Raw genomic sequence first — 22,243 nt, 5'->3', positions numbered from 1 at the left:
ATCTCCCTGCTTGTTCAGGCACGCCATTGAGACACCACGGCGTAGGCCTGGTGCGGATTGAGGCGCGGATCGCAGAAACTCGTGTACGTCTCGCCGACCCCGTCGAGGTGCTCCGCGCCGGTGGCGCACTCGGTGACCGCGTCCGGGGTCGTCTCCAGGTGCAGACCGCCCGCGACGCCGCCGCCCCGCACCACGGCCTCCTGGAAGCCCCGTACCTCTTCGACGACGGTGTCGACGAGGCGGGTCTTGAGGCCACCGGGGGCGCTGACGGTGTTGCCGTGCATCGGGTCGGTGAGCCAGATCGCCGGGTGACCGGCCTGCCGCACCGCGTCGACCAGCTCGGGCAGCCGCTCGGAGACCAGGTCGGCGCCCATGCGGGCGATCAGGGTCAGGCGGCCCGGCTCGCGCCACGGGTCGAGGCGCCGGCAGAGTTCGATCAGCTCCTCCGGGTCCATCGAGGGCCCGACCTTGCAGGCCACCGGGTTGACCACGCCGGCGAGCGTGTCCACGTGCGCGCCGTCGATCTGCCGGGTGCGCTCGCCGATCCACGGGAAGTGGGTGGAGGTCAGCAGCGGGTTGCCCTCCTCGTCCCAGCGCAGCATGGGCAGCTCGTAGTCGAGGAGCAGTGCCTCGTGGCTGGTCCACACCGGCGGGCAGATGCCGGAGCGGCGGGCCGGTTCGGTCCAGCCCAGGTGGGCCATGGCTCTGGACGCGGCTTCGTAGCCGGCCAGCAGGCGGTGCGGGTCCGGGATGCGCTCGGCGAGGCTGGCCTCGGGACCGTTGACCATGTGGCCCCGGAACACGGGCAGTTCGATCCCGCCGACCGTCTCCGTGGGACGCGAGCGCGGCTTGCCGAACTGGCCGGCGAGGCGCCCGATCCGGACCACCGGCTTGTGGGTGATCATCTTGAGGGTGCCGGCGAGCAGGTCGAGGAGCGCGGACTTGCGGGCGATGTAGCCGGCGTCGCACTCCGACGGGTCCTCGGCGCAGTCTCCGGCCTGGACGACGAACGCCTCGCCCTGCGCGACGCGGGCGAGGTGGGACCGCAGGCGGCGGACGTCCCCGGCGTTGACCAGAGCCGGCCGCTCGGAGAGCTGTTCCCGCACCTTCGGCAATTCCGGATTGTCGGCCCAATCCGGCTGTTGACGAGCGGTTTCTTTTCTGACGGTAAGTGCAGCTGTAACCACAGGAAACTCCCAAGGTATGTGCAGGCGTGGGTACTCGGGTGAAGACGAGGGACGACGGAATACGGATACTGCGCCGACCGGCCGAAAGTGACCATGCGCCACGGTGCATTACGTCAGGTGAGTAGAAGTGGATCGCAAGCCTGGTGCGGTGTGTCGGTTCCCAAACGGACGGGGGAGGGGTTCCGGTACTTTGTCCGGAACAAGCGGTGGTGTCCCCTCCGGATACTCCCCGGTGCTGCGGCACCTGACAGACGCCGGATTCAGGGTTTCCCGGGGCGGCCTTCCCGAACAGAATCCGACCCATGCATGCTGCCTATATCGAACAGCTCGGTCCCGCGGAGGTCATCCGCTTCGGTGAGCTCCCCGCTCCGCAGCCGGGGCCGTCCGACGTCCTCGTCGAGGTCGATGCCGTCTCCGTCAACCACGTCGACACCTTCGTCCGCTCGGGTGCCTGGCGCACCCCCCTCGACTTCCCCTTCGTCATCGGCAGGGACCTCGCCGGGACCGTGCTGCGCGCGGGATCCGCCGTCGCCCACCGCTTCGCGCCCGGCGACCGCGTCTGGTGCAACAGCCTCGGCCACGACGGGCGCCAGGGCGCCGCCGCGGAACAGGCCGTCGTCCCGGCCGAGCGCCTCTACCGGCTGCCCGACGGGGTGGACCCGGTGGACGCCGTGGCCCTCGCCCATCCGGCCGTCACCGCCTACCTCGCGCTCTTCGACCAGGGCGACATCACGGCCGGTGACACCGTGCTGGTGGCCGGGGCGGCGGGCAACGTCGGCAGCGCGCTGGTCACCATGGCCGCGCACGCCGGGGCCCGGGTGATCGCGACGGCCTCGCCGCGCGACTTCGCGTACGTACGGGAGCGGGGCGCGGCCGAGGTCGTCGACTACAACGACCCCGACCTGCCGGGCCGGATCCGCGCACTCGCCCCGGACGGGGTCGACATCCACGTTGACACCTCGGCGCGCAACGACCTGGAGACGGCGGTGGACCTGCTGGCGAGCCGCGGCCGGATCGTGGTGCTCTCCGGGATGCGCACCCGCCCGGTGCTGCCCGTAGGGCCGCTCTACCTCAAGGACTGTTCGGTCCGCGGCTTCGCCATCTCGCACGCCACCGCGGGCCGGCTCGCCGCGGCCGCCGCCTACGTCAACACGCTGACGGCGGCCGGCCTGCTCCGGCCGCGCGGAACCGAGGTGCTGCCGCTCTCGGAGGCGGCCCGCGCCCACCGGCTGCTGGACGAGGGCAAGGTGACGGGAAAGCTCGTCCTGCGGGTCAGGAGCTGAACCCGGAATTCCCGACGCGGCCGAGCATTTCGGACCCGGCCCGGAATTCCGAACCGGAATTCATTCGGCGGCGCCGCGACATTTCGTTGCGGCGCCGCTCCGGCATGCCCGTAAACGGTATGTGAAATGTGCTGCCCGGATGATTTTCCGGCACCTGACGGATCTGTTGGAAGGCTGTTGATCGCTGAATGCGCGGGCAGCAATATTTCGGCCATGACGAACTCCATCATCGACTCGACCCCGCTTTTCGAGGTCCGCGCGGACATTCCCGTCGCGGCCACCGCCCAGGAGATCTACGACGTCGTCAGCGACCTGACCCGGAGCGGCGAATGGAGCCCGGAATGCCAGGGCGGCGAGTGGATCTCCGGTGAGCCCTCCAGCGTCGGCTCCGTCTTCCGCGGCGAGAACCTGCGCGCCGAGGACGTCGTCGGCTGGGCCCCGCTGGTTCGCGGCACCTGGTACACCGAGGCGCGCGTCACGGCCGCCGAGCCCGGCCGCACCTTCCGCTGGATGATGCTGACGCACGCGCAGGAGGACCAGGAGTCCATCTGGGGCTTCGACATCGAGCCGGCCGAGCAGGGCTCCGGTTCGGTCCTCGTCCACCACTTCCGGATGGGCAAGGCGACCGCCGGCATCCACAAGATCGTGGCCGACCTCGACGAGGTCCAGCGCAAGCAGTTCATCACCGACTGGACCGAGAAGCTCGAGCAGGACCTCGACGCCACCCTCGCGCGGATCCGTGACGTCGTAGAAGGCCGCTGACCCCCCGCAGCCTCCCGCCTTCCGCCTCCCGCCTTCCCCTCCCCCCGCTTCCCGCTCCTCCCGCTCCACCCTTCTCCGCTCCACCTTCCATCTGGCCGCCGGCACCGGGGTGTCCCCCGTCCGGTGCCGGCCACTCCCCAGGCCAGCAGACACTCTTGAGAGAACGAGGCCATGCTTCTCCAGCGCATAGGAAACAAGGGCATCCGGCTGGGTACGCTCTTCGACCGAGCGGCTGCCCGGACCCCCGCGGGGCTCGTGGTCATGGACCACGACCTGGACATCGCCCCGCAGCTGGGGCGCCGTGCGACGTTCACCGAACTCGCCGACCTCATCGATGACTTCGCCTCCCGCCTGTGGTCGGTCGGCGTCCGTCCGAACCACCACGTCGTCGTGCACAAGTCCGACGGCTTCGACATCTCCCTGCTGGCCTGCGCGATCGCCCGCATCGGCGCCATCCCGGCCCTGCTGTCCCCCAAGCTCGACGGTGAGACGGTCGCCGTGCTGGTCAAGCGCATCGACCAGCCCTTCCTCATCACCGACCAGGACAAGCTGGACCACCACCTGCCGGCCGAGATCATGGACATCACGGCCAAGGTGCTGCTGACCACGGGCACCTACGAAGGCGCCCTGGCCCTGGCCTCGCTCGCCGGAGTGCCCCGCGTCCCGGCCATCCCGATGCCGCCGGACCACCCCACCCTGATCACGCACACCTCCGGCACCACCGGCACCCCGAAGCTCGCCGTGCACACCGGCCACACCTTCGAGGCCCGCTACCGCCCGCAGGCCACCGTCTTCTCGGCCGTCAGCAAGCGCGAACCCGTCGCCGTGCACGTCTCCTTCGTGCACTCCCGGATGTTCACCGCCATGCCGATCTCGATCCTCCAGGGACACACCCTCATCGTCCTGCGCGAGGACGAGCCGGAGACGGTCGGCGACATCTTCGCCCAGGTCCCGCCCGGCTTCATCGAGGCCCACCCCAACACCTTCCTGCGCTGGGAGGCCCTGGCGAAGGACCCGCGCGGCCCGCTCGCGAACGTCAAGTACTTCAGCTCGACCTTCGACGCGATCCACCCGCGCACCGTCTCCATCCTGCTCAACGCCACCGAGCGGAGCAACCCGCTCTTCGCCCAGGCCTACGGCCAGAGCGAGGTCGGCCCCATCGCGGCGCGCACCTACACCCGCAAGGGCGGCGCCGACTTCGACGGCCGCTGCGTGGGATCGCCGTTCCCCGGCATGACCAACGTCCGCGTCGTCAGCCGTGACGGCAACCCCGTCACCAAGACGAACCCCGGCTTCATCGAGATCAAGTCCGACGGCCGCATCATCACCTACCTCGACGAGCACGAGCGCTGGGAGAAGCAGGTCAACGACGGCTGGTGGCGCATGGGCGACCTCGGCTACCGCACCAAGTGGGGCTGCCTGCACCTGCTCGACCGCGAGGTCGACGAGATCCCCGGCATCGGCTCCACGCTGGAGATCGAGGACAAGCTCTTCAGCCGGCTGCACGAACTGATCGAGGTCATCATCATCCCCGGCGCCGACGGCGTCCCCGTGCCCGTCGTCTGCACCCGCGACGACGAGCCGCTCGACCCGATCGCCTGGAAGTCCGCGGTCGTCGGTCTGCCCCACATGGCCGACCCGGTCCAGTGGCGTCTCGAGGACGTCCCGCAGACCTCCACCACCAAGATCAAGCGCCTCGAACTCGCGCGCCTGGTCGCCTCCGCAGCCGCCACGGAGTAGCCCCACCCCGACCGTACGGGTACCCGCGGCGGCCCCGCCGCCTCCGAAGGCCGCAGGCCACCAGGAAGGACACCACGCATGCCCCATTCATCCGTCGAGATATGCGTCATCGGCGCCGGCCCCCGCGGGCTCTCCGTCGTCGAGCGGCTGACCGCCAACGAACGCCGGACACCCTCCCACGACTCGGTCGCCATCCACGTCGTGGACCCCTCCGTACCCGGCGCGGGCCAGGTCTGGCGCTCCAGCCAGTCCCGCCACCTGCTGATGAACACCGTCGCCTGCCAGATCACCGTCTACACCGACGAGAGCTGCACGATCGACGGACCCGTCGAGCCCGGCCCGAGCCTCTACGAGTGGGCCAAGTCCCTCTCCGTCCTCGGCCAGTTCGGTGACTACGACGAGGGCACCCTCGCCGAGGCCGCCGTCCTGGGCCCGGACACGTATCCCACCCGCGCCTTCTACGGCGCCTACCTCGGCGAGTGCTTCCAGCGCGTCGTCGTCGGCGCCCCCCAGCACGTCACGATCCACGTCCACGCCTCCCGCGCCGTGGCCCTCGCCGACACCCAGGGCATGCCCGGCGGCCCGCAGGGCGTCCGCCTGGAGGACGGCACCCGCCTGAACGACCTGGACGCGATCATCCTCGCCCAGGGCCACGTCCCGGCCCGCCTGACCCCCCGCGAGGCCCGTACGGCCTCCCTCGCCCGCATCCACTACCTGACGTACCTGACCCCGGGGAACCCGGCGGACGTCGACCTCGCGCGGGTCCGGCCCGGCCAGTCGGTGCTCCTGCGCGGCCTCGGACTGAACTTCTTCGACTACATGTCGCTGTTCAGCCACGGCCGCGGCGGCAGCTTCCTGCGCGGCGAGGACGGGAAGCTCACCTACCACCCCTCCGGGCAGGAGCCCCGGCTGTACGCCTTCTCCCGGCGCGGGATCCCGTACCACGCCCGCGGTGACAACGAGAAGGGCGCGTACGGCCGTTACTACCCCAAGCTCCTGACGCCGGACTACATCGAGGGCCTGCGCGAGCGCGCTGGGGACGGTGACCCGGTCACCTTCAACGCCGACCTGTGGCCCTACATCTCGCGGGAGGTCGAGAGCGTCTACTACGGGGCGCTGCTCGCCGCGAACGGCCGGCAGGAGGAGCGCGAGGCGTTCACCGAGCGCTACCTCGCCCTCGACGAGGCCGCCGACCGGGCCGCCCTGGTCGCCCGGTACGGCATCCCCGAGGAGCAGTACTGGAGCTGGGAGAAGCTCTCCGTCCCGTACGGCGACACCGAGTTCGCCGACCGCGACGCCTACCAGAAGTGGCTGATCGAGTACCTCGCGGCCGACGTGGTCGCCGCACGCGAGGGCAATGTGACCGGCCCGGTCAAGTCGGCCCTCGACGTCATGCGCGACCTGCGCAACGAGATCCGCCTCGCCGTCGACCACGGCGGTCTGGACGGCGACTCGCACCGCGACGACCTCGAAGGCTGGTACACCCCGCTCAACGGCTTCCTCTCCATCGGCCCGCCGGCCACCCGCATCGAGGAGATGATCGCCCTGATCGAGGCCGGCATCCTCACCGTCACCGGCCCCGGCACCCAGGTCCGCATCGACCCCGAGACGCAGACGTACCAGGCCGCGTCCACCACGGTGCCGGGCCCGGTCATCAAGGCGCAGGTCCTCATCGAGGCCCGGCTGCCCGAGCCCGACCTGCGGCGCACGGCCGACCCGCTGCTCCAGCACCTGCTGGACACCGACCAGGCCAAGCCGTTCGTCGTCACCGGCGGGCAGGGCGGCTACCAGACCGGCGGCCTCGCGGTCACCGAGCGGCCGTACCGGCTCCTCGACGCCCGCGGCACGGCCCACCCGCGCCGCTTCGCGTACGGCGTGCCCACCGAGTCCGTCCACTGGGTCACCGCCGCCGGCATCCGGCCCGGCGTGGACTCCGTGACCCTCGGGGACTCCGACGCCATCGCCCGGGCCGTCCTGGCCCTGCCGCCCGTCGCCCACGTCCCCACGGGCGTCCGAGCCGTCACCCAGGAGGCAGCCGACGACCATCTGCCCGGTGTGATCGTATGACGGACCCCTCCGAGGGGGCCCACCTGATGGATGCCGGCCTGCTCTCTCCCGTGCGGGCCGGCACCGCGGCCGAGGCGGCCGTCGGCGATCGGGCGTGGCTCCAGGCCATGCTCGACGCCGAGGCCGCCCTGGCCCGGGCACAGGCGGGACTCGGCACCCTGCCGAGGACCGCCGCCGACGCCATCACCGAGACCGCCCGGGCCGAGAACTTCGACCTCCGGGCCCTCGCCCTCGCCGCGAGGGAGACCGCCAATCCGGTCGTCGGCCTCGTCCAGGCACTCACCGAGGCAGTCCGCCGGCGCGACCCCCGGGCCGCGGACTACGTCCACCGGGGCTCCACCAGCCAGGACATCTTCGACACCGGAGCCATGCTGGTGGCGGCCCGGACCCTGCGCGTGGTCCGCGCCGACCTGGCGCGGACGGCCCGGGCCCTGGAGGCCCTGGCCGGCACCCACCGCGACACCGCGATGCCGGGCCGCACCCTGACCCTGCACGCCGTACCCACGACCTTCGGCCTCAAGGCGGCGGGCTGGCGCCGGCTCGTCCTCGACGCCGACACCCGGCTGGCCCGGGTCCTCGGCGAAGGCCTGCCGGTCTCCCTCGGAGGAGCCGCCGGCACCCTCGCCGGCTACCTGGAGTACGCCGACATCGACCGCCCCGAAGGGGACGCCGACGGCGAACGCGCCTACCTGGACCGGCTCGTCGACGCCTTCGCCGCCGAAACCGGACTCGCCCGCCCCGTCCTGCCGTGGCACGCGCTGCGCACCCCGCTCGCCGACCTGGCCGCGGCACTGGCCTTCACCGCCGGAGCCCTCGGCAAGATCGCCGTCGACGTGCAGTCGCTGACCCGCACCGAGGTCGGCGAGGTCGCCGAGCCGGCCGCCGCCGGACGCGGCAGCTCCTCCGCCATGCCCCACAAGCGCAACCCCGTGCTCGCCACCCTCATCCGCGCCGCGGCCCTCCAGGTCCCGGTGATCTCCGCCGGCCTGACGCAGTGCCTGGTCACCGAGGACGAGCGCTCCGCAGGCGTCTGGCACGCCGAATGGCAGCTGCTGCGCGAAGCCCTGCGGCTGACCGGCGGAGCGGCGCACACCGCCGTCGAGCTCGCCGAAGGACTGGAGGTCCGCACCGCACGGATGCACGAGAACCTCGGCCTCACCGGCGGTCAGATCGTCTCCGAGCGCATCGCCGCCAGACTCGCCCCGAGCCTGGGCAAGGCCGCCGCGAAACAACTCATGAGCGAGGCGTCGGCCGCCGCAGCGGCGAACGGGCAGACCCTGGGCGCCGTACTCGCGCAGATGCCCGGGCACGGGCTCGACCCCGACACCGTCGCCCGGTGGTGCGACCCGGCCGGCTACCTCGGTGCCGCGGGCGCGCTCGTCGACCGCGCCCTGGCCGACGTACCGCCGGTGCAGTGCCGTTGAACGCCGTGCCCGAACGCCAACCGCCCGAGAAACAAGGAGAACAGGTCAGATGAGTGCGAAGAGATCAGCCAAAGGGCGCTGGATCGAGGACTGGGACGCCGAGGACGAACAGCGCTGGGAGCGCGGCGGCAAGCGCATCGCCCGCCGCAACCTCTTCCTGTCCGTAGCCTCCGAACACATCGGCTTCTCCGTCTGGAGCATGTGGTCGGTCCTCGTCCTGTTCATGACGCCCGAGATCGGCCTCGGCTTCGCACCGGACGAGAAGTTCCTCCTCGTGGTCACCCCCACCCTCGTCGGGGCCCTCCTGCGCCCGCCGTACAGCTGGGCCGTCACCCGCTTCGGCGGCCGCAACTGGACCGTCTTCGCCTCGGCGATCCTCCTCGCCCCCACCCTGGCGACCGTCTACTTCATCCAGCAGCCCGGCACCCCGCTGTGGGTGTTCCTGCTGATCAGCGCCGTGGGCGGGGTCGGCGGCGGCAACTTCGCCTCCTCCATGACCAACATCACCAGCTTCTTCCCCCGCCGTCACCAGGGCTGGGCCCTCGGCCTCAACGCCGGCGGCGGCAACCTCGGCGTCGCAGCGGTCCAGCTGCTCGGCCTCCTCGTCATCTCCACCGTCGGCGACACCCACCCCGCCTACGTCGCCGCCGTCTACCTCCCGCTCATCGTCGGGATCTCCCTGCTGTGCGCGCTGAAGATGGACAACATCGCCGCAGTCAAGGCCGAACCCGGATCCCAGCGCCAGGCCTTCGCCCACCGCGACACCTGGGGGATCTCCCTCCTCTACGTCGGCACCTTCGGTTCCTTCATCGGCTACGGCTTCGCCTTCGGCCTGGTGCTGCAGACCCAGTTCGGTTCGACCCCCCTCGAAGCGGCCTCGTACACCTTCCTCGGCCCGCTGCTCGGCTCCTTCGCCCGCCCCCTCGGCGGCTGGTTCGCCGACAAGATCGGCGGAGCCCGGGTCACGCTCGCCACCTTCGGCGGGATGGGCGCCGGCACCGTCGTCCTGCTCGTGGCCTCCTCGCAGAACTCCCTGCCGCTCTTCATCGCCGGCTTCACCGCCCTCTTCGTCCTCAGCGGCATCGGCAACGGCTCCACCTACAAGCTGATCCCCACCGCCTTCGCCCGGGACGCCGAGGCCCGCATCGTCGCCGGCGGCGACGCCACCGAGGCCTTCGCCACCGCGCGCAGGCTGTCCGGCGCCGCCGTCGGCATCGCCGGAGCGGTCGGAGCGCTCGGCGGAGTCGCCATCAACCTGGCCTTCCGCGGGGCCTACAGCGGCGGCGAGGCCAACGGCACGCCCGCCTTCCTGTCCTTCCTCGGCTACTACGCGGTCTGCGCGGCCGTCACCTGGGTCGTCTACGTCCGCCGCGAGCGGGCCGGTGCCGCCGCCGCCCGCGCGGCCGCCGCACGGAACACCGCCGCCGCCGACTCCCGCCGGACGGAGTCCGTCCATGCGTGACACCGAACGCGTGCCGGCCCCCGCCGGCCAGGTGGCGACGCACTGCCCGTACTGCGCCCTGCAGTGCGGCACCCGGCTCACCGCCACGACGGCCCCCGGCGGGCCGTCGGGGCGGGGCGCCACCGTCGAACCCGACCCCGACTTCCCCGTCAACCGGGGCGGCCTGTGCCAGAAGGGCTGGACCGCCCCCGCCCTGCTCGGCACCCCCGACCGGATCACGACCCCGCTGGTCCGCGACGCCTCCGGGACGCTGCGCCCCACCGACTGGGACACCGCCCTCGACACGGTCGCCGCCTCCCTCGCCCGGCTCCGCGCCGAACACGGCCCCGACGCCGTCGGCGTGTTCGGCGGCGGCGGCCTCACCAACGAAAAGGCTTACCTGCTCGGCAAGTTCGCGCGCGTCGCCCTCGGCACGAGCCAGATCGACTACAACGGCCGCTTCTGCATGTCCTCGGCCGCCGCCGCCGGGAACGCCGCCTTCGGCCTCGACCGGGGACTCCCCTTCCCCGTCACCGACCTCGGCACCGCGGACACGGTCCTGCTCGCCGGCGCCAACCCCGCCGAGACGATGCCCCCGCTGATGCGGCACCTCACCGCCGCCCGACTGATCGTCATCGACCCGCGCCGCACCCCCACCGCCGAACGCGCCGCCCTCCACCTCCAGCCGCGCCCCGGTACCGACCTCGCCCTCGCGCTGGGCCTGTTCCACATCCTCGTCGTCGAGGGCCACACCGACCAGGCGTACGTCGACCGGCGCACCGCCGGCTTCGAGGCCGCCTGGAAGCGCGCCGCCTCCTGGTGGCCCGAGCGCGTCGAGAAGGTCACCGGCGTACCGGTCAGCGACCAGCGCGAAGCCGTCCGGATGCTCGCCGCCTCCTCCCGCGCCTACGTCCTCACCGGACGCGGCGCCGAGCAGCACAGCAAGGGCACCGACACCGTCGCCGCCTTCATCAACCTGGCGCTCGCCCTCGGTCTGCCCGGCCGCGAAGGCAGCGGCTACGGCTGCCTCACCGGCCAGGGCAACGGCCAGGGCGGCCGCGAGCACGGCCAGAAGGCCGACCAGCTCCCCGGCTACCGCATGATCACGGACCCGGCCGCCCGGGCCCACGTGGCCGGGGTCTGGGGCGTCGATCCGGACACCCTGCCCGGCCCCGGCCGCAGCGCGTACGAACTGCTCGACGCCCTCGGCACCGGGAACGGCCCCCGCGCCCTCCTCGTCTTCGGCGCCAACCCGGTCGTGTCCGCGCCGCGCTCCGAACGCATCGCCGCCCGGCTGTCCTCCCTCGACCTGCTCGTGGTCGCCGACTTCGTGCCCTCCGAGACCGCCCGCATGGCCGACGTGGTGCTGCCCGTCACCCAGTGGGCCGAGGAGGAAGGCACCATGACCAGCCTCGAAGGCCGCGTCCTGCGCCGCCGCAGACTCCTTGCCCCGCCAGTCGGAGCCCGCTCCGACCTGGAGGTCCTGCACGCCCTCGCCACCCGCCTGGGCGACCTGCCCGAGCGCTACCCGACCTCCCCGCGCGCCGTCTTCGAGGAGCTGCGCCGGGCCTCGGCCGGCGGCCCCGCAGACTACTCCGGCATCAGCTACGAGCGGCTCGACGCGGGGGAGGCCCTGCACTGGCCGTGCCCGGGCACCCCCGCCGGGGCGGGCGACCACCCCGGCACCCCCAGGCTCTTCCTGGAGCGCTTCGCGCACCCGGACGGGCGGGCCCGCTTCGCCGACGTCGAACACCGCCCGCCCGCCGAGGAGACGCACGCCGAACACCCGCTGTACGCCACCACCGGGCGGGTGCTGGCCCAGTACCAGTCCGGGGCGCAGACCCGCCGGGTGCCGCAGCTCATGGCCGCCTCCCCGGAGGCCCACGTCGAGGTGCACCCCGACACGGCGGCCCGGGCCGGCCTCACCGACGGAGACCGGGCCCGGGTGACCTCGGCCCGCGGTTCCACGCTCGCGCGGGTCCGCCTCGACCCCACCCTGCGCACCGACACCGTCTTCCTGCCGTTCCACTTCCCGGGCGAGGGCAGGGCCAACCTGATCACCAACGACGCGCTCGACCCGCGCAGCCGCATGCCCGAGTTCAAGGTGTGCGCGGTCAGCCTCGCGCGCGCGTCCGACCCGCTCCCCGCCGAGGCAGTCGTGCCCGACGGGGCCGCACTCCCCGAGGGGGCCCGATCATGACCACGACCGTGCCCGGCACCAGCCCGGCCGAACCGATCCTCGTCATCGGGAACGGCCCGGCCGCCCACCAGTTCGTCGACCGGCTGCGGCACGTCGGCCTCCAGGATCCCGTCACGATCCTGGGCGCCGAGGACGCTCCCGCCTACCACCGGGCGCTGCTCACCTCCGCGCTCGACGGGAGCCTGCCGCCCGCGGCGATGGAACTGCCCCCGCCGCCCGGCGACACCCGTGTCCGCACCGGCGTCTGCGCCGTCCGCATCGACCGCGCCGGCCGCCGCGTGCACACCGCCGACGGGCAGGCCCTCCCGTACGGCCTCCTGGTCCTGGCCACCGGGGCGACCCCGCTGCTCCCGAACCTGCCGGGCCTGCGGACCGCCGGCGGAGCCCTGGCCGAAGGCGTCGCCACGCTCCGTACGCTCGCCGACTGCGCCCGCCTGACCGACCCGGCGGCCGTCGACGCCCGGACCCCCGTGACGATCCTGGGCGCCGGATCCCTCGGCATGGAGGCGGCGTTCGCGCTGGCCGCCAAGGGCCGCCCGGTCACCCTCGTCCACCCCGGCGCCTGGCCCATGGAACACCTCCTGGACCGGACCGCCGGAGCCCTCGTGACCGACCGCCTCGTGGCGGCCGGGGTCGAGGTCGTCACCGGCCGGGCGGCCACCGCCTACGCGCCCGACGGCCTCACCCTCGCCGACGGCCGCACCCTGCCCGTCGACACCCTCCTGGTCTGCACCGGCGTCCTGCCCGAGACCGGACTGGCGCGCGCCGCGGGCCTGAGCGTGCGCACGGGCATCGTCGTCGACGACTGCCTGCGCACCGACGACCCGCTGATCCACGCCCTGGGCGACTGCGCCGAGCAGCGCGGCCGCCGCGGCGGCTCCCTGGCCTCCGGCTGGGCACAGGCCGAGGCCCTCGCCCGCCACCTCGCCACCGGCGAACGCGGCGTGGCCCCCGCCCGCCGTGTGCTGCGTCCCCGCATCGCGGGCCCCGGCCTGGTCGTCCTCGGGATACCGGGCGGTGACCCCGCCGACGAGGTGATCACCCTCAACGACCCGGCGAACACCCGCTACGCCCGCCTGGAGATCACCGGCGAGCGCATCGTCGCCGGCGTGCTGCTGGGCTTCGACCGGGCCATCGCCAGCACCACCGAGCTGTACGTCCACGACCTGCCCGTACCGCGCGACCGGCTGAGCCTGCTCCTGGGCCGCGCCCCCCGCGTGGCCAAGCCCGGCTCCCAGGAACTGTGCCCCGACACGGTCGTGTGCCTGTGCAACAACGTCACGCACCGGGACCTCACCGAGGCGTGGCACGCCGGCTCCCGAGAGATCCCCGAACTCGCCGCCGCCACCCGCGCCACGACGGGCTGTGGCGGCTGCACCCGCCAGGTGGAAGCGATCTGCGCCTCCCTGGCGTCCACCACACCTGCCGCGACCGGCAGCTGATCGAAGTGCACCCCTTAAGGACGGCACCGTATGACCATCCGCACCCTCGTCGTCATCGGCCACGGAATGACCGGCCACCGCCTCGTGGAGGAGGTCCGCTCCCGTGACCGGGACGGCACCTGGAAGGTGGTGGTCCTCGGAGCCGAGAGCCACCCCGCCTACGACCGGGTCAGACTCTCGTCCGCGCTGGACGGAGTGCCCCCCGCCGCGCTGAGCCTGGTGAAACCAGAACTGTACGAAGACGCCCTGGTGGAGTTCCGTCACTCCACCAGGGCTGTCGCCGTTGACAGGGCGGCCCGCACCGTGGTCCTGGAGGACGGCGGACGCGTCGCCTACGACGCGCTCGTCCTCGCCACGGGCTCCGTCCCCTTCGTCCCTCCCGTGCCCGGCCGCGATCTGCCGGGCGCCTGTGTGTACCGCACCCTCGACGACCTCGAAACGATCCGTGAGGCCGCCGCCCGCACCACCACCGGGGTGGTGATCGGCGGCGGCCTGCTCGGTCTGGAGGCCGCGAACGGCCTGCGGTCGCTGGGGCTGTCCCCGCACGTCGTGGAGATGGCGCCCCGGCTGATGCCCGTCCAGGTCGACGACGGCGGCGGGCAGGTACTCGACCGGCTCGTGCGCCGCCTCGGCGTCACCACCCACCTGGGCGTCGCGACCAGCCACATCGAGGCGGGCCCGGACGGCCGGGTGGCCCGCCTGGTGTTCGCGGACGGTACGTCGATCGAGACCGGCCTCGTCGTCTTCTCCGCCGGGGTCCGGCCCCAGGACTCCCTCGCGGAGCCCTCGGACCTGGCCCGCGGGGAGCGCGGCGGCTTCCTCGTCGACGACCACTGCCGCACCGCGGACCCGGCCGTCTGGGCCATCGGTGAGTGCGCGGCCGTCGAGGGCCGCTGTTACGGCCTGGTGGCCCCGGGATACCGGATGGCGGAGGCCGTGGCCGGCCAGCTCCTCGGTGAGGGCCCGACCCGCTTCCCGGGTGCCGACATGTCCACCAAGCTCAAGCTGATGGGTGTGGACGTCGCCTCCTTCGGTGACGCGCACGCGCAGACACCGGGCGCGCTGGAGTTCACGCGGCGGACCGCGGGCGGCGACGTGTACGCGAAGCTCGTCCTCGACTCGGAGGGGGACAGCCTGCTCGGCGGGATCCTCGCCGGGGACGCCGCCGCCTATCCGCTGCTGCGCTCCCTCCTGGGCCGCGAACTGCCCGACTCCGCCGAGGCCCTGCTCGCGAGCTCCTGACGGACGAAGGCCAACGGTGAGGGCCCCTACCCGATCGGGTAGGGGCCCTCACCGTTGGCGTCGGTTCCGAGCCGCGGACGTCGGATCAGACTCCGGCGGTCTCCGGAGCGCGCTCGGCCGAGGCGGCCGGGGCCGCCTGCTGCTCGGGCTTCTTCAGGCCCAGGGCGATCAGCGCGGTGATGACGATGCCGCCGGCGGCGATGAAGACCGCCGTGCGCAGACCGTCGGTGGTGGCGGCGCGGAGCGCCTCACCGGTCTGGCCCTCCAGGCCGGAGTTGGCGATGGCGACCAGGACGGCGAGGCCGACGGCGCCACCGATCTGCTGGGTGGTGGAGGCGACGCCGGAGGCGATGCCCTGGTCCTCGGGGGCGACGCCGATCGCGGCGGCACCGAACATCAGGGTGTAGCCGGCGCCCTGGCCCAGACCCATGATGACCAGGCCGGGGACGAGGATCCAGTACGAGGCGTCGGTCGCCATGGTGAGGCCGACGACCGCGGTGCCGATGACACCGACGACCATCGCGGCGACCATGATGGCGCGGATGCCGTGCTTGGTGGCGAGGCCGCCCGCGGTCTGGGCGCCGATGGCGATGGCGACCATCGGGACGAGGAAGGCGATGCCGGTCTGCAGCGGGCTGTAGCCGTGCACGCCCTGGAAGTAGACGGTCAGGAAGTAGAGCAGGGTGCCGAAGGTGGCCATGTAGAAGAAGGTCACGCCGACGGCGGTGGTCAGGTTGCGGTTCTTGAAGAGGCTCAGCGGCAGCAGCGGGTCCGAGGACTTCTTCTCGATGACGAAGAAGGCGACGAGGAGGACCACACCGATGGCGAGGGCGCTGAGGACGGAGGAGGAGGCCCAGCCGTGCTCCGGACCCTGGACCAGGGCGAAGACGATCGAGGTGATGCCGACGGTGGAGGTCAGCGCACCCAGCAGGTCGAAGCTGCGGCCGCTGCTGCCCTTGGTGTCGGGCTTGATGAGCGGGAAGGCGAGCAGCATCGCGATGCCGGCGAGCGGCACGTTGACGTAGAAGACGGACTCCCAGCCCAGGGACTCGGTGAGCACGCCGCCGAGCAGCGAGCCGACGATCATGCCGCTGCCGCCGGCGGTGCCCCAGACGGCGAAGGCGCGGTTGCGCTCCTTGCCCTCCGCGAAGCTGGTGGAGACCAGCGTGAGGGTGGCGGGGAAGAGGAAGGCGCCGCCGATGCCCTGGATCGCGCGGGCGGCGATGAGGACCTCCGGCGAGCCGGCGAGACCGCCGAGGAGCGAGGAGCCGGCGTACAGACCGAGACCGAGGACGAACATGCGCCGCGGGCCGAACAGGTCGCAGGCACGGCCGCCGAGGAGCAGGAACCCGCCGAAGGCGACGGCGTAGGCGCTGACGACCCACTGGAGGGTCTGGGCGGAGAAGCCGAGGCTCGACCCGATGTCCGGGAGGGCCACGTACACGATGTTGTAGTCGATGGAGATGATCAGCTGGGCGAAGGCCAGGAGAGCCAGGGTGAAGCCGAGGCGCTTGCGCCGGCCGTCCTGGGTCATGGGGGTCGAGGACATGATGTCTGCGTCTCCGGGGTGTGGTGGGCGGGAGATGGTGCCGGGTCGGACGCCGGGGGGTGGGCCACTTCGTCGGGGCTCGACGTCCGACCGGCGCTGGGGGGTCTGGTCAGGAAGCCAGTTCGTGGGTCACCTGGTCGGCCAGCCGGCGGGCCAGCTCAAGGCGCTTGATCTTGGCGGTGGCCGTCCGGGGAAGCTCGTTCAGCTTCATCTGGATCGGGTCCGCCATGTCCGACTGGTCCGCGATGGCGCGGCTCCAGCGGGCGAGGTCCAGGGGTGCGTCGTCCTTGGTGCAGACGACGGGCACCGGCTCCTGCTTCGGGCCCGGCACGATGATGAGCTCGGTGAGCTCCGGCAGCCGGTGCAGGACGGTGTCCTCGACCTCGAGGGTGGAGTGGATGGTCGGTATCTGGTCGACCTCGCGGTCGAGCAGGTGCAGGCAGCCCCACTTGGTGCGGTAGCCGACGTCGCCGCCGCGCCACCACTCGCCGTCGAGCTGCTTCTCGAAGCGCTCGGCCTCGCCGTAGTAGGTCAGGGCGCGGCCGGCGGTCTGCACGTCGATGTAGCCGGGGTTCTCGCGGGAGGGCTTCTTGCCGTTGCGGGGCACCAGGCGGTACTTGGTGATGCCCGGGGTCGCGTAGCCCTGGCAGCGGCCGTCGGCCTTCATGACGGTCTTGCGGGTGTACGGGCGGGCCACCAGCGGGCCGCACTCGCTCTGGCCGTAGACCTGGAGGAAGACCGGGTTCGAACGCTCCGAGGCGCGCAGGAACTTGTCCATGGTGCCCGGGTGGATGGCGTCGAAGGTGCTGTTGTAGAAGCGGACCGTGGAGAACGGCTTGCGCGGGTCGTCGAGGATCGACTCGCACTCCAGGAAGGAGTTCGGGTGCGTCTCGAACACGCCGGGACGGTACTTGACCATCGCGTCGGCGACCTTGGCCGGCTCGGCGTCGTCCAGGAACACCATCGGCTTGTTGCGCAGCATCATCGCGGCGATGCCGGGGTACATCCGCGAGTGCACGTAGCTGACGTGCATCAGGATCGGCTCGCGCTGGCGCAGCAGGCTGACGACCTTGTCCTGCCAGCGGTAGCGCGATCCGATGGAGCGGGCGGAGTGCACCACGAGCTTCGGGATACCGGTGGTGCCCGAGGTGTGGGTCATGATCGCGTGCGAGTCGGGGTGCAGGGTCACCGGCTCCCGCACGGGGGCGTCGGCCAGCTCGCGGAGGGTGATGGCGCCCTCGACCGGCTCGGTGACGGAGATGACCCGGGCGGTGAGGTCGTCCAGCGGCGAATCGGCCAGCGAACCGAGGAGCTTGGCCGCGTCCGTCAGCAGGGTGGGGGCGGGCAGGCGCTGGAGCAGCGCGTTGATGGTCTCCCCGTCGAGGTGCGCGGAGAGCATCACCGGTACGGCGCCCACGCGGGACGCCGCGCAGGCGAGCAGTGTGATGTCGAAGTTGTTGGTCTTGTGGATGACGACGTGGTCGCTCGGGCGCACACCCGTCGCCCAGAGGCGGTTGGCCATGTCGGCGATCAGTTCCGCGAACTGAGCGACCGTCAGGACGTTGCCGACCTCCGGGAGGGCGTCCATGGCGCGGTCGAGCGTGATGGTATTGGCGCCGAATCGGGCGGCAGCCTCCTCGGCTACCAGGCCGAGGTGGAGCGGCGTCTTGTTCTTGGGAATCCGGGGCATGTATTCACGTTCGCACCGCCGGTCCGCAGGCCCAATGGCCGTGTTTTCACTGTGTCAGCTCGACCGGATCAAGTCACCGTCCGCGGCTTGAATCCGCGGGTGGAGGCCAAAAGGAAATGCCCGGAGCGGGATTTCCCGCTTCGGGCATTTCCTGTCTCCGGCGCCGGTGGCCGGCGCCGGACGGACGGGTCTACTTGCCGAGGCCCTGCTTGATCGCCGCGGCGATCTCCAGGGTCCGCACGGTCTGGTAGCCGACGGCCGCCAGGTTGTCCTCGGTCACGTTCTGCGCGAGCTGGCCGGGAACGGCCTGCAGGCCGGACGTGGCGCTCACGCCGTACGGGTTGCCGTTGCTCGGCGCGAGCAGGATCGGGTCGGTGACGCCCGGCGGCACGATGATCGCGCCCCAGTGGTAGAAGACGTTCGACAGCGACAGGATCGTCGACTCCTGGCCGCCGTGCTGGGTGCCCGTGGAGGTGAACGAGGACATGGCCTTGTTCTTCAGGCCGGCCCGGGCGTGCAGTTCGAAGGTCTGGTCGATGAAGTGCTTGAGCGGGCCAGCCATCGCGCCGTAGCGGCCCGGGGTGCCCCAGATGACCGCGTCGGCCCAGTCCAGGTCGTCGATGGTGGCGATCTCGACGTCGCGGCTGCTGCCGCCGGTGTGCTCCTCGTACGCCTCGGTCCACGCGGCGTAGTTGGGCGCGAGCGTGCCCTCCTGGATCTCGGCGACGCGGCGCAGCCGGACCTGGGCGCCGGCCTTCTCGGCGGCCTCGGCGGCGGCGACCGCGAGCTTGTGGATGTTTCCGGTGGCGGAGTAATAGACGATGGCGACGTTGGTCATGGGCTTTCAGTCTCTCTTCGTAAGAATTCCGGATTGCCGGTCGTCAGGGCTTCGCGGTCACACGGTCGATGCCCGGCGGATTGTCGATCGCATAGCGCCACACACCGTCGGCGCCCCGGCGCACCACGTCCGTGGCGGTTCCCTCGTGGTGCACGGACGTCCCGTCCGGCTTGGCGCCCTTGATCAGGTAATCACACAACAGCAGGGCCAGGTCCCCGTATTCGTAGCAGTGCCGCACCGTGAGCTTCATGGGTATGCCCAGGGCGAGGAAACTGGCGGTCGCCGCGCGCCGGCCGTCCCCGGTCACGACCTCGCCCGGGGTGAGGACGCGTACCGCGCCCGGCTCGAAAAGGCGGTCGATGGCTTCCAGATCGCGTGCGTTGAAGGCACGCAGGAAGGCATTGGGCAGTTCCGACGGCGCGGTGACGGGCGCGGTGACGGACGCGGTCATCGTGGCTCCTGATGAGGGGGAGAGATGTTGTGGGAGTGGACGGGTGAGGGGGAGGGGGTTGCACAGGAGGCCGCGGACGGAGCGGCGGAGGGGATGAGGAGGGGAGCGGCGGAGGGGGCTACTCGACGGCGATGCCGGTGGAACCCTCCGGCCGCACCGGCTCCGCGGGGAGCCGGTCCAGCGTGAACCCGAAGTGCTTGGCGTAGGCCTCGAACACCTCGGTGTCGTCGGTGAGGTGTTCCACCAGGACCTCGTCGTGGACGCGCCGGGTCAGGGTCCGGCCCTTGAGCGTGACGCGGCCCTCGACCGTCGGCAGGGAGCAGAACACGTCCTGGAGGAACGGCGAGTCGGGGCAGGTGCGGAACCACCACAGCGACGGCCTGAACTCGGCCAGCTCACGGGCCCGTCCGTCCACGCGGTACAGCGGCTCGCCGTCGCGCAGCAGGTCGAACTCGCCCTGGCTCTCCGGGCCGAAGCGGAAAGCGCCGTCCGGGTCGTACTGCACGGCTTCGCTCCCCAGCAGCAGCGGCCGCCGCGGGTTGCGCCGGAAACCGACGTCCACGAGGTACGCGGACCCCGCCACGGTGACGCGCAGCGCCAGGTGGCCCAGCGGAGCACCCAGCCCGTCGGGACGGCGGACGCGCGCGGAAAGGATCTCGACCTGGTAGCCGAGCGCCTGGAGGAGGAACCCGAAGGCCGGGTTCACCTCGTAACAGGCACCGCCGCGCCCCTGGTGCACGATCTTCTCGACGACCCGCTCGTCCATGTGGACCGGCTGGTCCAAGTGGTAGTCGAGGTTCTCGAACGGCACCGTGAGGACGTGCCGTTCCGTCAGCTCCGCGAGTGCCGCCAGGTCCGGCCGGGCGGGGCGCGAGGCGCCGATCCGCGCCAGGTAGGCGGTGGCCAGCACGTCGGAGATCATCGGCCGTCCAGGGTCTTCATGACGGAGGCGACCTCGAGGGTGCGGCGCGCCTGGAAGGCCGCGGCCTCCAGGTTCTCCTCCGGGACCTGGCCCGGGTTGCCGCCGACGACGGCGGAGGCGCCGTACGGGTTGCCGTTCTTCGCCGTGTACAGGATCGGGTCCGTCGAGCCCGTGGAGACGACGACCGAGCCCCAGTGGGTGATCGCGTTGTGCAGGGCGAGGATCGCGGAGACCTGGCCGCCGTGGGCCGCCGAGCCCGAAGCGAAGGCGGAGACCGCCTTGTTGAGCAGCTTGCCCTCGATGGACAGCTTCGAGGTGGAGTTGATGAAGTGCATCAGCTGCGGGGCGGCGAGCCCGAAGTGCACCGGGGTGCCGAGGAGGATGCCGTCGGCCCACTCCAGGTCCGCGAGGGTGGCCACGGGTATGTCCTGGGTGGCGTCCTGGTGGCCGGCCGCACCCTCGCGGCTCGCGGCCTCGCCGTTCGGCGCGATCTCCGCGATGCGCAGGAGGCGCACCTCCGCACCCGCCTTCTCGGCCCCGGTGGCGGCGGCCTCGGCGAGCTTGTGGGTGGAGCCGGTGGACGAGTAGTAGATGACAGCGATGTTCGTCATGACGTGTGGAACTCCCTTTCGACCGCCCCCGCTCAGATCCGGACTGCCAGGTGCCGGGGCCTTGGGACGATCCTGTTCCGTCCGCCGCGCCCTGCCGAGGACCGCGCTTCCAGTCCGTCAGGTCGGCGGAGCCACGGCGCGGACGCGGGCGGAACGCGTGCGGCGGCCCGTCGTCACCAGCAGCACCACACAGCCCCCGAGCAACAGCGACATGAACAGCCCGACGCCCCTGACCCCGTCGAACGCCAGGGGGATCTGCGCGCCCAGGCCGCCGCCGATGTTGAGGGTGAACCCGTACAGCGCGGTCGCCATGACCCCGTGGGCGGTGCCGGCCGCAGCGCCGATCTCCTGCACCAGGGCGGGCCCGATCGCGGCGACGCCGAGCATGAAGACGAACATGGAGGCGGCCAGTCCGGCGGTGGTCCCGCCGACCAGCCCGGCACCGCAGATGCCCGCCGCCGCCACCGTGAACGCGCCGGCTCCGCGCGGCCGCGCCGGGATCCGGCCCAGCAGCGGCGCCATCAGCACGCCCAGCACCAGCGAGGGGATGGCGGTGGCGCGCAGCATCAGCATCGCCTCGCCGTCGCCGACGAGCTCCGGGGGCCCGTAGAGCTGCACGCTCGTGTACACGGCGGTCATGGTGGTGGAGCAGGTGAGTCCGACGACGTACAGCGGCAGGAGGCGTTTCCACAGCCTGCCGCCCCCGGCACCGGACGCCGGGGAACGGTCGGGGTCCCGGGCCGGATCCACGGCCGACAGCACCCGCCGCAGCACGAGCGCACCCGCCAGCAGCAGCGGCGCGGTCACCCAGAAGGTGCCGCGCCATCCGACGACGGCGGCGAGCAGCTGCGACTCCACCTGCCCGATCACGATCGTCCCCGCCATGCAGGCGGAGACGATCGTGAGGGCGGTGGGCAGCTTCGACGGCGGCACGTGCGCGTTCAGGTACGCGTAGACGAGCGGGACGTAGACGCCTGCGAACAGGCCCTGCGCGGCCCGCAGCGACAGCCCCGCACCGAACGTCTCGGCGAAGGGGACGCAGGCGGTCGCCACCGCCAGCGCGGCCACCCCCGCGACCAGCACCGTCCGGGTGCCGAACCGGCGGGCGAGCGCCCCGCTGAAGAGCGAGACGATCGCGTACGTGACCGCGTACGCGGAGGTCGCCCAGGTCGCCGACTCCTGGTCCACCCCCCAGGCCCGCCCGACCTCGGGGAGCAGGGGGATCGCCACGTACAGCTGGCCCACCACCAGCATCCCGAGCAGGGATATCGCCGTCACGACGGGGGCGACGGACCGCCCCGGAGGCGGGGCGGTCCTTTCGTGCCGGGGGGTGTCCCCGGTGCTCGGGATGCCGGCGGCGGGCGTGCGGAGGCTCATGTCCTGCTCCTGGGGCT

At 72.2% G+C, this 22,243-nt stretch carries 17 protein-coding genes; 9 read left to right on the top strand and 8 right to left on the bottom strand.

What is annotated here, in order from left to right; genetic code table 11:
- Window positions 1-14: 14 nt before the first annotated feature.
- The gene (locus ACFWUZ_RS18660; RefSeq protein ID WP_384373465.1) at window positions 15-1,187 is read right to left on the bottom strand and encodes a 3-deoxy-7-phosphoheptulonate synthase; all 1,173 of its coding nucleotides are present in this window, start codon (window positions 1,185-1,187) and stop codon (window positions 15-17) included.
- Between the two features lie 302 nt (window positions 1,188-1,489).
- On the opposite strand from ACFWUZ_RS18660, the gene ACFWUZ_RS18655 reads away from it, so the two are divergent.
- From ACFWUZ_RS18655 to ACFWUZ_RS18615, 9 genes are all read left to right on the top strand, one after another.
- On the top strand, window positions 1,490-2,470 hold the full coding sequence (locus ACFWUZ_RS18655; RefSeq protein WP_384373462.1) for an NADPH:quinone reductase: 981 nt from the start codon (window positions 1,490-1,492) through the stop codon (window positions 2,468-2,470).
- Between the two features lie 213 nt (window positions 2,471-2,683).
- On the top strand, window positions 2,684-3,232 hold the full coding sequence (locus ACFWUZ_RS18650; protein WP_384373459.1) for an SRPBCC family protein: 549 nt from the start codon (window positions 2,684-2,686) through the stop codon (window positions 3,230-3,232).
- Window positions 3,233-3,403: 171 nt separating this feature from the next.
- Window positions 3,404-4,972, top strand: coding sequence for a class I adenylate-forming enzyme family protein (locus tag ACFWUZ_RS18645; protein WP_384373456.1), 1,569 nt, complete (start codon window positions 3,404-3,406; stop codon window positions 4,970-4,972).
- Between the two features lie 78 nt (window positions 4,973-5,050).
- A complete protein-coding gene (locus ACFWUZ_RS18640) occupies window positions 5,051-7,039 on the top strand; it encodes an FAD/NAD(P)-binding protein (protein ID WP_384373453.1) in 1,989 nt (662 codons plus the stop codon).
- Window positions 7,036-8,463, top strand: a complete 1,428-nt coding sequence (pcaB, locus tag ACFWUZ_RS18635) for a 3-carboxy-cis,cis-muconate cycloisomerase (protein WP_384373450.1) — start codon at window positions 7,036-7,038, stop codon at window positions 8,461-8,463. Before ACFWUZ_RS18640 ends, pcaB begins: the two co-directional genes overlap by 4 nt.
- Before the next feature lie 49 nt (window positions 8,464-8,512).
- Window positions 8,513-9,925, top strand: a complete 1,413-nt coding sequence (locus ACFWUZ_RS18630; RefSeq protein ID WP_384373447.1) for an MFS transporter — start codon at window positions 8,513-8,515, stop codon at window positions 9,923-9,925.
- Window positions 9,918-12,104 (top strand): molybdopterin oxidoreductase family protein, encoded by a 2,187-nt coding sequence (locus tag ACFWUZ_RS18625; protein WP_384373443.1) that lies wholly within the window; start codon window positions 9,918-9,920, stop codon window positions 12,102-12,104. Before ACFWUZ_RS18630 ends, ACFWUZ_RS18625 begins: the two co-directional genes overlap by 8 nt.
- Complete coding sequence (locus ACFWUZ_RS18620; protein ID WP_384373440.1) at window positions 12,101-13,546, top strand: FAD-dependent oxidoreductase; 1,446 nt, start codon at window positions 12,101-12,103, stop codon at window positions 13,544-13,546. The genes ACFWUZ_RS18625 and ACFWUZ_RS18620 overlap by 4 nt, the downstream gene beginning before the upstream one ends.
- Window positions 13,547-13,576: 30 nt before the next feature.
- A complete protein-coding gene (locus ACFWUZ_RS18615; RefSeq protein ID WP_384373437.1) occupies window positions 13,577-14,788 on the top strand; it encodes an NAD(P)/FAD-dependent oxidoreductase in 1,212 nt (403 codons plus the stop codon).
- Window positions 14,789-14,873: 85 nt separating this feature from the next.
- On the opposite strand, the gene ACFWUZ_RS18610 is transcribed toward ACFWUZ_RS18615, so the two are convergent.
- The 7 genes from ACFWUZ_RS18610 to ACFWUZ_RS18580 form a co-directional block, all read right to left on the bottom strand.
- Window positions 14,874-16,337, bottom strand: a complete 1,464-nt coding sequence (locus ACFWUZ_RS18610; RefSeq protein ID WP_384373434.1) for an MFS transporter — start codon at window positions 16,335-16,337, stop codon at window positions 14,874-14,876.
- A 109-nt stretch (window positions 16,338-16,446) separates the two neighbouring features.
- Window positions 16,447-18,027: a class I adenylate-forming enzyme family protein gene (locus ACFWUZ_RS18605; RefSeq protein WP_384373430.1), complete on the bottom strand. Its 1,581-nt coding sequence runs from the start codon at window positions 18,025-18,027 to the stop codon at window positions 16,447-16,449.
- A 190-nt stretch (window positions 18,028-18,217) separates the two neighbouring features.
- On the bottom strand, window positions 18,218-18,865 hold the full coding sequence (locus ACFWUZ_RS18600) for an NAD(P)H-dependent oxidoreductase (protein ID WP_384373427.1): 648 nt from the start codon (window positions 18,863-18,865) through the stop codon (window positions 18,218-18,220).
- Between the two features lie 43 nt (window positions 18,866-18,908).
- Complete coding sequence (locus ACFWUZ_RS18595; RefSeq protein WP_384373424.1) at window positions 18,909-19,316, bottom strand: YybH family protein; 408 nt, start codon at window positions 19,314-19,316, stop codon at window positions 18,909-18,911.
- A 118-nt stretch (window positions 19,317-19,434) separates the two neighbouring features.
- Window positions 19,435-20,238 carry an arylamine N-acetyltransferase gene (locus ACFWUZ_RS18590; protein WP_384373421.1) on the bottom strand — a complete coding sequence of 268 codons (804 nt, stop codon included), beginning with the start codon at window positions 20,236-20,238 and terminating at the stop codon, window positions 19,435-19,437.
- Window positions 20,235-20,849, bottom strand: coding sequence for a flavodoxin family protein (locus ACFWUZ_RS18585; RefSeq protein WP_384373418.1), 615 nt, complete (start codon window positions 20,847-20,849; stop codon window positions 20,235-20,237). Before ACFWUZ_RS18585 ends, ACFWUZ_RS18590 begins: the two co-directional genes overlap by 4 nt.
- Window positions 20,850-20,966: 117 nt before the next feature.
- Entirely contained in the window at window positions 20,967-22,226 is a 1,260-nt protein-coding gene (locus ACFWUZ_RS18580) for an MFS transporter (RefSeq protein ID WP_384373415.1), read from the bottom strand.
- Window positions 22,227-22,243: the final 17 nt, after the last annotated feature.

The sequence above is a fragment of the Streptomyces sp. NPDC058646 genome (assembly GCF_042716875.1).
Taxonomy (GTDB): Bacteria; Actinomycetota; Actinomycetes; order Streptomycetales; family Streptomycetaceae; genus Streptomyces.
This window is presented reverse-complemented; position numbering and strand designations above follow the sequence as displayed.

Excerpts from the sequence above, each read along its gene's own strand:
- ACFWUZ_RS18630 (WP_384373447.1), top strand. The coding sequence starts at position 8,513 with ATGAGTGCGAAGAGATCAGCCAAAGGGCGCTGGATCGAGGACTGGGAC.
- ACFWUZ_RS18650 (WP_384373459.1), top strand. The coding sequence starts at position 2,684 with ATGACGAACTCCATCATCGACTCGACCCCGCTTTTCGAGGTCCGCGCG.
- ACFWUZ_RS18580 (WP_384373415.1), bottom strand. The coding sequence starts at position 22,226 with ATGAGCCTCCGCACGCCCGCCGCCGGCATCCCGAGCACCGGGGACACC.
- ACFWUZ_RS18585 (WP_384373418.1), bottom strand. The coding sequence starts at position 20,849 with ATGACGAACATCGCTGTCATCTACTACTCGTCCACCGGCTCCACCCAC.
- ACFWUZ_RS18610 (WP_384373434.1), bottom strand. The coding sequence starts at position 16,337 with ATGTCCTCGACCCCCATGACCCAGGACGGCCGGCGCAAGCGCCTCGGC.
- ACFWUZ_RS18595 (WP_384373424.1), bottom strand. The coding sequence starts at position 19,316 with ATGACCGCGTCCGTCACCGCGCCCGTCACCGCGCCGTCGGAACTGCCC.
- ACFWUZ_RS18640 (WP_384373453.1), top strand. The coding sequence starts at position 5,051 with ATGCCCCATTCATCCGTCGAGATATGCGTCATCGGCGCCGGCCCCCGC.
- ACFWUZ_RS18615 (WP_384373437.1), top strand. The coding sequence starts at position 13,577 with ATGACCATCCGCACCCTCGTCGTCATCGGCCACGGAATGACCGGCCAC.
- ACFWUZ_RS18605 (WP_384373430.1), bottom strand. The coding sequence starts at position 18,027 with ATGCCCCGGATTCCCAAGAACAAGACGCCGCTCCACCTCGGCCTGGTA.
- ACFWUZ_RS18590 (WP_384373421.1), bottom strand. The coding sequence starts at position 20,238 with ATGATCTCCGACGTGCTGGCCACCGCCTACCTGGCGCGGATCGGCGCC.
- pcaB (WP_384373450.1), top strand. The coding sequence starts at position 7,036 with ATGACGGACCCCTCCGAGGGGGCCCACCTGATGGATGCCGGCCTGCTC.
- ACFWUZ_RS18625 (WP_384373443.1), top strand. The coding sequence starts at position 9,918 with ATGCGTGACACCGAACGCGTGCCGGCCCCCGCCGGCCAGGTGGCGACG.
- ACFWUZ_RS18620 (WP_384373440.1), top strand. The coding sequence starts at position 12,101 with ATGACCACGACCGTGCCCGGCACCAGCCCGGCCGAACCGATCCTCGTC.
- ACFWUZ_RS18655 (WP_384373462.1), top strand. The coding sequence starts at position 1,490 with ATGCATGCTGCCTATATCGAACAGCTCGGTCCCGCGGAGGTCATCCGC.
- ACFWUZ_RS18645 (WP_384373456.1), top strand. The coding sequence starts at position 3,404 with ATGCTTCTCCAGCGCATAGGAAACAAGGGCATCCGGCTGGGTACGCTC.
- ACFWUZ_RS18600 (WP_384373427.1), bottom strand. The coding sequence starts at position 18,865 with ATGACCAACGTCGCCATCGTCTATTACTCCGCCACCGGAAACATCCAC.